Source organism: Microcoleus sp. B13-B6, assembly GCF_036705405.1.
GTDB lineage: Bacteria > Cyanobacteriota > Cyanobacteriia > Cyanobacteriales > Microcoleaceae > Microcoleus.
Genome location: NZ_JAUBUJ010000005.1, coordinates 147,655 through 155,296, shown reverse-complemented (window position 1 = coordinate 155,296; position 7,642 = coordinate 147,655). Strand labels below are relative to the sequence as shown.

The window sequence follows — 7,642 nt, the reverse complement described above, 5'->3', positions numbered from 1 at the left end:
TTAAATAATGCGGCCCAAGAGGGACAATTTACCCGCGATCCTTATATTGCAGCCACTCAACCGAAGTCTATTCTTTGCACTCCTCTGCTGCACCAAGGTAAGCTGACAGGCATTCTTTATTTGGAAAATAACCTGACTGAAGGGGCTTTTACTACCGATCGCCTAGAATTGTTAAAACTGTTATCTGCCCAAATTGCTATTTCCATTGAGAATGCTCAACTTTACAAAAATTTACAGGAGTTTAATCAAAACTTAGAGCAATTAGTGAGCGATCGGACTCAACAATTATCGAACACCCTAGAGGCTTTAAAAGCCACCCAAACTCAGCTAGTCGAATCTGAAAAAATGGCATCTCTGGGAGGATTAGTTGCTGGTGTTGCCCATGAAATTAATACTCCCATCGGAGTGGGTGTCACGGTTGCTTCAGCTTTGGCAGAAAATACCACAGAATTTGCCTCTCTTTATAAAAGTGGCAAAATGAAGCGATCGGATTTAGAAGAATTTGTCGATATTGCTACCCAAAGCAGTAAGGCACTTCTAATTAACCTAGAGCGCGCGGCAGCATTGATTCAAAGCTTTAAGCAAGTAGCAGTAGATCGCTCTAGCGAAGAACGGCGTACTTTCCAGATCAGACCTTATCTTGATGAAATTTTATTACAATTAAAACCAAAGTTGAAAAATAGCCCACATTCGCTTAAAATTAAGGGAGATAGCAAAATTGCTATAGATTCTTATCCAGGAGCCTTGTCCCAAGTTGTGACAAACTTGCTAATCAATTCTCTGATTCATGCCTACGAACCAGGGATTTCTGGGGAACTAATCTTTGCTTGGGAGCAAGAAGGCAATCGGCTAAGGTTTGAATACGCCGATGAAGGTAAAGGTATTCCCCCAGAAAACTTAAGTAAAATTTTTGATCCATTCTTTACCACTAAGCGTGGTCAAGGTGGCAGTGGGTTAGGGTTACATATTGTTTACAATTTAGTCACCCAAAAACTAAAAGGTGAAATTGAATGTCTAAGTGAGGTGGGAAGAGGAACCAAGTTTATTATTAAATTACCGATGCAACTTGATTCACCAATGTAGAGTTACAATTCCGATTTCCTGGCCAAGATAACTAAGTAAGTTCACCTCATTAAAAGTAAAATAAGGATGACTGAAAAGGTTGCTGTCTAACTCTTCTCCCTTCTGCCTTTTGCTTAACAGGTTTTCTAACTTCAAACCTACACATTAGTAAAAAATAAAGGTGTACAGCAATGAAAAGTGATTTTGACGATTTCTTAACTCCACCATCTCCAGAAACAGTATACTTTGCCGAAGTAATGGACTCGGATGACGAGATATTATTTGCAGATGAAACCACAGAAGAAAAACTGAGTGAAAGCTGGAAAATTTTAGTTGTAGATGATGAGGCTCAAGTTCACACCGCTACCGAAATTTCACTAAGGAAGTTTGTCTTTGAAAATAAATCTTTAACCTTCATTAATGCTTACTCCGCTCGTGAAGCTAAACAGCTAATCCAAGAAAATCCTGATGTTGCCATCATCTTACTTGATGTAATTATGGAAACAGATGATGCTGGCTTAAACTTTGTTAAATATGTCCGAGAAGTTTTAGGCAATCATTTAGTGCGAATTATTTTACGCACGGGTCAACCCGGACAAGTACCTGAAAAAAGCATTATTATCAATTACGATATTAATGACTATAAAACTAAAACTGAATTAACGACATCAAAGCTATACACTACGATTCTAACAGCTTTGAGAAGTTTTTCTCTGAGTCAGAGTTTGCAGGCTGAAATAGAGCGACGCGAACAAGTAGAGAAAGCACTCCGTCTCAGTGAAGAAAAAGAGCACCAAAAATCTGTTGCCTTAGATCATTTTGTCAAAGAACTCCAAGAAACACAACTCCAGCTAGTTCAAAGTGAAAAAATGTCTAGTCTCGGTCAATTAGTTGCAGGTGTGGCTCATGAAATTAACAATCCGGTTAACTTTATTTACGGCAATCTCTCCCACGCCAACGACTATATTAAAGAACTCATTAATATGGTGAATCTTTACCAAAGGTATTACCCGCAACCCGAAGCAGAAATTATCCATGAAATAGAAGATGGAGAGTTGCCATTTATCATAGATGATTTACCAAAATTGCTTTCTTCCATGCAGTTAGGGATCGAACGCATTCGCAATATTGTTCACTCTCTACGCAATTTTTCTCGGTTGGATGAAACTGAAATTAAATCAGTCGATATCCACGAAGGCATTAATAGCACTTTGATGATCTTACAGCACCGACTAAAGGCTAAGTCCGATCGCCCTGCTATTAATGTGATAAAAGACTATGGTGCATTGCCGCTGGTGAACTGTTATGCCGGTCAGCTCAATCAGGTGTTTATGAACCTTTTAGCGAATGCTATAGATGCTTTAGAAGAGCGGCTAAGTAGAGAAAGAGGAGATGGTGCAGTTTTTCACCCCCAGATTTTGATTCGGACTGAAGTTGTACCAGGCAATTCCCATGACAACATTAGCTCGGATTCCCGCATCCTGATAACAATTGCTGATAATGGTTTGGGCATGACAGAAACAGTTCGTGCTAAACTTTTCACTCCCTTTTTTACTACTAAACCCATAGGAAAAGGTACAGGCATGGGATTGTCAATCAGCCGAAAAATTCTAATAGAAAAGCACTGTGGTCAATTGGAGTGTATTTCTAAGCCAGAGCAGGGAACGCAGTTTATTATTGAGCTGCCGACTATCTGTAAATGCACTAACATCGCCGCCCTAGCGAATGCCTAGAAAACTCATCGGGCTGAATTGATCGTATACCGTTTTTCAGTTGCATGAGAATAGGGTAATTGCTAATTGGTAATTGCTCATTAATCAAAATTATGACTGAATTTTTCCCCGCAGCAAGTCCCCCCCTTCTGGGGTCGGGATAGCCACTGCGGCTTTAGCCACATTCTTCTAACTTAGAGCAGATTACAGGTTTATGAAGTAAACCCCTGATGGCTCAATCCCCGTAGGGGAATGGCATTGCCGTGTCTAAAGCTGCACTTCATAAAGCTGGGATACGCTGTAATTGTATTGGTTTTCAATATATAGCCTTTCTCAGTAACATGAGGTGCTCACGCGGGCATAGGGCATAGGGCATAGGGCATAGGGCATAGGACAAAGCCCCCATACCTCACAACGCTTGAGAACCGCTATATTTTTTAACAATATGTTCGCAGACGTTACCAACTGTGTCGTAAAAATACAGCATAAGCTGTTCTGCCTTTAAATTGTATGTCAAAAAAATTTAAAGTCTTGTGGGGAGTAGGGGTTGGGCGTCCCGCCCGCCCTGAATATACAGTTTAAATGCGCGACAGCTTATTCCATATACAGCGTATTCTAGGTTTATGAAGTGCACCCCAGAAACCGGGTTTCTTTACAGTTCTCGTATCATTACTGATTCTGTTGCTCGAAACCCGGTTTCTCGCGATCTACATCTACATGGAATATGCTGTATCACAATAGTTGAGGGCGAAAATACAAGGTTAAGACATTATTTAGCTCGTGTGAAACCAAAAAATATTTGTTATTCTCACTCAGGCAACTTGTTGCTAAGACATTCCCTTCGATTTTTAATTCACTATCTAAAATCTGCCGCTCTTTCAATTCCATATCAAAATCAAAGAAATTATTTGGCTCCTATGCGATCGCCCGCGTTGCTTAGTGATACCCTAATTGAGCAACGGCTTTTTTTGTAAAATCATCTGCTCAAGGTTCTTCCCTCAGATGCAAATGTCGCCCTATTTCTTGATGACATACGTGCCAAAAATACAGTGTTAAATTCAGAAGGGCTAATAATTTAGTGCCATCTTCTAACATCGCGTGTACTCCTAGACTTTGAGACTCCAAACGATCCTCAAAGCGTGAGATAGCAAACAAGAGGAATGCTGCGACTAATGGCAGGTAAGGAGTGGTTTTGATGTATCGCCAAAACTTAACTCCGTAAAGGAAAACAGCACTACCATAACATAAATTAATTAATTTGCTAGATATTCCCAATCGAGAAAGAATCAAAGTCATCCGAAACCTGTCATCCAGGAAAAAGACTCCGAGTAGTAAAGCACTAAAAAATAAGAAGATCGCCGATCGACTCCGCGGGTCTTTTTGGCGCACCACTCCGAAAGTAAATGCACAAATTGCGACTGGGATGCACCATAGGACTTCGGAAACTCCGGTGAGAATGCCTTCGTAAGGGAACCAGAAATTAAAAGGATCGCTAAACAGGCGTTCAACTCCGTCTCCCTGGTTGTTGAGTTTTGCGTATACGCTCAGCCCGCCCAAAATCAGAACAGTCAGAATGTTAAAAGCAGCTAAAAACCGTACACGAAAAAAGTGTTTTTTGAAAACTTCTAAAGAATTTGAAAAATTGGGAATTTTATCGAAGAAAGGCAGATGCTTCATAAAAAATGTCTCCAAGCAATAGAGTTCGTTACTTATTCACGGGTAGCCAAACCACAAATGTAGTGCCGCTATCGGTTGGATATAAGTGAGTTTCCGCCGATGGCAGCCATTCAGGATTGACAGGGGAAAATACTTCTATTTCTCCTTGCATTTGGCGGACTAAATCGCGGGCGATCGCCAAACCCAATCCTGTGCCGGGAATTTCGGTCTGCGCTTTTTCTCCCCGGTAGTGCCGCTCAAATAAATGCTCTAAATCTTGGGGGGGAATGCCGGAACCTGTGTCGCTGACGGCAACTGCTATGGCTGGCAATTGGCTGTATCCTTCCCGATCGCCATCCGCTGCTTTGTACCTTACTTTAATATAAATTTGGCGACCTGCAGGGGTATATTTCAAAGCATTGTCAATTAAATTGCTCAAAACTTCGCGCAAAGCTCGATCGTTCGCGGAGACTGGTGGCAAATCCGCCTCGATGTCGGCTACCAATTTCAGATGCCTTTCGGATGCGATCGCCTCGGCGGAAGTTAACAGCGGTTTTAAGACTTCTGTAACAAAACAGGATTCCTGGACATTGGCCGCAGGTGACAGCGACAGGGGAGAATGCCGGATTGATTCCACATTGGACATTGCTTTTTCTGAAGTGCCCGATCGCAGTTTTAGATGTGCTTCGCCGGTGTCAACAGTTCGATCGAACTGGCTGAGCAACTCTTGCAGCCGATCGCTCTCTCGGACAATACTAAAAGCCACATTGCGGTTTTTGTCTTCGGGTACCAGCCGCCGTGCTAACAGCTTGCCAAAAGTTCGCAACGCTGTCAGCGGACTTTTGAACTGATGCAGCAAATTGTGCATCGTGTCGTAAACCTGAGCCTGGATTTGCCGACTCGTACCCAATTCCTGCTGCATCCACTGCGATCGCTGGTCTAAAATGCAGGCTAGGGCTAAGGTGCGAGCAATTTGTTGTATTTGAGCCTCCTCTCGCTCGTTCCAAGGCCTGTCTTGCCTACCGCTGACTAGAAGTCCCATTACAGCTCCCTCGTGTATCAGAGGCGTCACAATTTGCATCCGCTGCTGCCACACATTCTCCGGGCCTTGGCACTGATGGGAAGTGCGCTCCTTACCCGGAAGTCGATCGGGTGCGATCGCCCCTACCGTTGATTCTTCCACAGGCCGAACAGGCGGCGCCAGCAGTCGCGGTACCGGTTTCACTGTCGAGCTTTCGGAAGATTGCAACCTCAACCCCTGATTTTCTTCCGATTCGGCTGAGGTTTCTGGGTAAACGGAGATCGGCACCAACTTTGCTTCGCTGCCTTCTACGAGCTCTTGTGTCAGGTATACCGCGCTGAATTTCGCTCCCAAACTAACGGCGATGGCTACCTGCGAGCGGCAAAGTTTGACAAATTCTGAACTGGCTGGCATTAACATGAGCGCCACATCATTAAGATATCTAACGGAATTCTAAGTAAATTACAAATGATCGGCCACCGATTACTGATGAGAGACTTCTAGATTTCAGGTTTCTTCCCTTTGATAGAAGACAGCTATGTTGAAGGCATGGGGCTTTCATGAACCCAAATTGCCCCGCATCGCCGTCGGCGCAGCTTCCACCGATCGCCAAGCTTGGCTTTTGGCGGAACTTGCGGCCAACCATACCACAACCGCTACACTTTTGTCGATCGGCACGAATGTTAAGATTATGTCGATATATTAAAAACAGTTGATTTTTTGAGCTAGAACGGATATACTGGCCTCGGATTTGGTAGCTATCATTACAACCTGTCTGCTCATACTGTCTGCTCACAGAGGAGGTAAAGAAATTGGCCAGGAGACGCAAACGCAAGAGTCGCCGCCGACAAGAAGGACGCAGAATTTTAGAGTGTGTGCCTCAATATAGCATCGAGAGCGGCGAAGATAAACCCGTAACAGCGGCTCGCAAGTTCATCCATGCAGAAGGCATTGCTCCCCCAGCTTTGCTGTTAGTCAAGCGTAACGAGCATACCACTGACAGATACTTCTGGGCTGAAAAAGGTTTATTTGGAGCCCAATACGTAGAAGAAAACCATTTCTTGTTTCCCAGCTTAAAGGTGATGTTGGAAGCTACCACAGAAAAAATTCCTGTGGTGTCAGCCAGCCGCGCATAGCTCAAAATGTTTAGCTCAAAACATTGACAGCAATGTTTTTCTAAGTCTTTTAACAAAAGCGCGAGAGTTCTCATTGTCTGGAGAGTGCCAACTGAAATTTCTGCGAAAAGTCCTTAGAAATTAGGGTATAAGGAGCCATCGCAACAGGCGTTATCGCACCCCAAGGGCGATCGCCACAATTGGCACTTTCACGATAATGGTTTTTTTTGATTGTTTTGTCGATCAAATTGGTCGATCGAACAAGTGGATCAAAAAAACAGCCACGGGTTTATCAACTAGAAAGCCGCTCTTGAGTTATGGGTTTGTCAGCTAGAAGTCTAACTACGGCATCTAGCATATCAAAAAAAGTTCCGCGTCAAACTTTTAATCGATCGGCTTCAAATCTAAAGCTTTTTGCATGGCTGCGAGTTCATCGCGGTGAGCTCTGACAGTAACAAAGCTCTTGGTTGGGCTTCCCGACTCAGCAACTGATTCGAGTTTGAGCGAGACTTGCTCAGAGCGTCCAGCTTTTTTCCAATAAAATACCCCCGCCAGCGGGGACAGCAGTACCAAAGCTAGGAAAATTTGACCTTGTTGGGGAACTAGCATTCCCAAAACCAGTCCCAAGCACAGAGCGCCGCCTGCACTCAGCAGAGTTAGAAAAATAGCTAGAAACCAACTCGGCCTGACAAAACCCTCAAACGTGACTTTATAGTTGGGGGCATCGACGGCTGCAACTCGGTAAGCTCTCTGGGCAAAATACTGTTGTAAGTCGGTTAACAGTGACTCTTGGGCGCTCTCGGAAGCCAGCTTGACTTGTTCGATTCGATCTTTGACTGAAGCCTTGATGAAGAAAAACAAGCCAACAGCCAGCAGTAGCGTTAGCACAAAGGTAGAAGGAAGAACAGCAGTATCCATCGGTAGAAGTTTGTGTAATTTAAATGATCTACTATTACTTTACAGAACTTTACATACGAAAGCGATCGAGGACTTACGCAGACACTTTGTTATCAAAATTCGCAGAAAGCTTCTTCTGCAAGGCGTTTTGCTCTCCATCACCCAATTCCCCTATCTCC

At 43.6% G+C, this 7,642-nt stretch carries 7 protein-coding genes and 1 pseudogene; 5 read left to right on the top strand and 3 right to left on the bottom strand.

Annotated elements, in window-relative coordinates:
- The 3 genes and pseudogenes from QUB35_RS04105 to QUB35_RS04095 form a co-directional block, all read left to right on the top strand.
- On the top strand, window positions 1–1,083 hold a 1,083-nt coding region (locus QUB35_RS04105; protein WP_333139616.1), incomplete at its 5' end, for a GAF domain-containing sensor histidine kinase.
- A 170-nt stretch (window positions 1,084–1,253) separates the two neighbouring features.
- The gene (locus QUB35_RS04100; RefSeq protein ID WP_333139615.1) at window positions 1,254–2,795 is read left to right on the top strand and encodes an ATP-binding protein; all 1,542 of its coding nucleotides are present in this window, start codon (window positions 1,254–1,256) and stop codon (window positions 2,793–2,795) included.
- A 710-nt stretch (window positions 2,796–3,505) separates the two neighbouring features.
- A pseudogene (locus tag QUB35_RS04095) lies at window positions 3,506–3,748 on the top strand (hypothetical protein); the annotation flags it as partial.
- A gap of 10 nt (window positions 3,749–3,758) precedes the next feature.
- Here QUB35_RS04095 and QUB35_RS04090 read toward each other — a convergent pair.
- Entirely contained in the window at window positions 3,759–4,451 is a 693-nt protein-coding gene (locus QUB35_RS04090) for a hypothetical protein (RefSeq protein ID WP_333139614.1), read from the bottom strand.
- 28 nt (window positions 4,452–4,479) lie between these two features.
- On the bottom strand, window positions 4,480–5,871 hold the full coding sequence (locus tag QUB35_RS04085) for a HAMP domain-containing sensor histidine kinase (protein ID WP_333139612.1): 1,392 nt from the start codon (window positions 5,869–5,871) through the stop codon (window positions 4,480–4,482).
- 118 nt (window positions 5,872–5,989) lie between these two features.
- On the opposite strand from QUB35_RS04085, the gene QUB35_RS04080 reads away from it, so the two are divergent.
- Window positions 5,990–6,157 carry a hypothetical protein gene (locus tag QUB35_RS04080; RefSeq protein ID WP_333139610.1) on the top strand — a complete coding sequence of 56 codons (168 nt, stop codon included), beginning with the start codon at window positions 5,990–5,992 and terminating at the stop codon, window positions 6,155–6,157.
- Window positions 6,158–6,263: 106 nt separating this feature from the next.
- Window positions 6,264–6,587, top strand: a complete 324-nt coding sequence (locus tag QUB35_RS04075) for a DUF3155 domain-containing protein (protein WP_006635576.1) — start codon at window positions 6,264–6,266, stop codon at window positions 6,585–6,587.
- 363 nt (window positions 6,588–6,950) lie between these two features.
- On the opposite strand, the gene QUB35_RS04070 is transcribed toward QUB35_RS04075, so the two are convergent.
- Window positions 6,951–7,484 (bottom strand): cofactor assembly of complex C subunit B, encoded by a 534-nt coding sequence (locus QUB35_RS04070; RefSeq protein WP_333139608.1) that lies wholly within the window; start codon window positions 7,482–7,484, stop codon window positions 6,951–6,953.
- Between the last annotated feature and the right edge of the window lie 158 nt (window positions 7,485–7,642).

Excerpts from the sequence above, each read along its gene's own strand:
- QUB35_RS04100 (WP_333139615.1), top strand. The coding sequence starts at position 1,254 with ATGAAAAGTGATTTTGACGATTTCTTAACTCCACCATCTCCAGAAACA.
- QUB35_RS04090 (WP_333139614.1), bottom strand. The coding sequence starts at position 4,451 with ATGAAGCATCTGCCTTTCTTCGATAAAATTCCCAATTTTTCAAATTCT.
- QUB35_RS04085 (WP_333139612.1), bottom strand. The coding sequence starts at position 5,871 with ATGTTAATGCCAGCCAGTTCAGAATTTGTCAAACTTTGCCGCTCGCAG.
- QUB35_RS04080 (WP_333139610.1), top strand. The coding sequence starts at position 5,990 with ATGTTGAAGGCATGGGGCTTTCATGAACCCAAATTGCCCCGCATCGCC.
- QUB35_RS04070 (WP_333139608.1), bottom strand. The coding sequence starts at position 7,484 with ATGGATACTGCTGTTCTTCCTTCTACCTTTGTGCTAACGCTACTGCTG.